Raw genomic sequence first — 847 nt, 5'->3', positions numbered from 1 at the left:
TACTCGTGTATTGAAAGGGGTCAGTTCTTTGGCCCAGCTGTGGGTAAAACCTGTGGTCATCGAATTGGCGCTCTCTAAGCCAGAGACATCTCGAAAATCATCATGGGAGATCACATTGACTATCACCCCTTGCTTATTGGCTTGTCTGAGCCTGTCTACGCTTGCTTGCCCGAATGAGAAAAGGGTAGAAGCCATAGCGGAAGGGTTATCGATAAAGCAGCTGACGGGTTGTGTTCCGGTGAGAGTTGGCATTGGCGTACTTACCCAATTGTTCACCAGAACATCCGGTGTGGTGCCAAATGTCAGTTGAATAAAATCGAACACCTTGAGTAGGGTTTGGCTGTCATAGCGTTCTATTGGGTAGCTATACACTGACGTCGAATAGCGTGAACACAGCTGATAGGTTTCATCTAGGCTTGCACTGTCAATATCACAAAGAATGACGGTCGCACCCAAATTAACAAAATGGTTTGCGATGGTTCCCCCAAGTTGTGACCCAGCGGATGTCACCAAAATGATAGAGCTTTTTATTTCCATTCCTAGACCTAAATGAGTAGTCGTGTTTAGCTAAGAGTGGGTTAAAAAATATACGATTGGTGTGAATTAGCTCAAACTAAGCAGTGAAAATACAGAACTTTATATGAACTTAGTGTCAGCTCACACTTTGTGGGTATGTGCGTGAAATATATCACACTGCTCAATGTTTCCGTGAGGTTAAGCTTGAGCCTGAATATGGAATTGACGTTGAGCGGTGGTGAGGTCGTTGTATAGCGTTGCGTTTGGCAAATCCGCTGGTGGTTGCTTGGCTAACTTGCGACGTTCATGCGTGGACAGGTTGTGGTAGACC

1 protein-coding gene and 1 pseudogene are annotated in these 847 nt (G+C 45.5%); both read right to left on the bottom strand.

From position 1 onward, the window contains the following. A partial coding sequence (locus tag KIV40_RS26980; protein WP_285352248.1) for an SDR family oxidoreductase occupies nucleotides 1-537 on the bottom strand: 537 nt, incomplete at its 3' end. A 177-nt stretch (nucleotides 538-714) separates the two neighbouring features. Continuing rightward, a pseudogene (locus KIV40_RS26975) lies at nucleotides 715-847 on the bottom strand (VC2046/SO_2500 family protein); the annotation flags it as partial.

Source organism: Vibrio sp. D173a (assembly GCF_030248475.1).
This window is presented reverse-complemented; position numbering and strand designations above follow the sequence as displayed.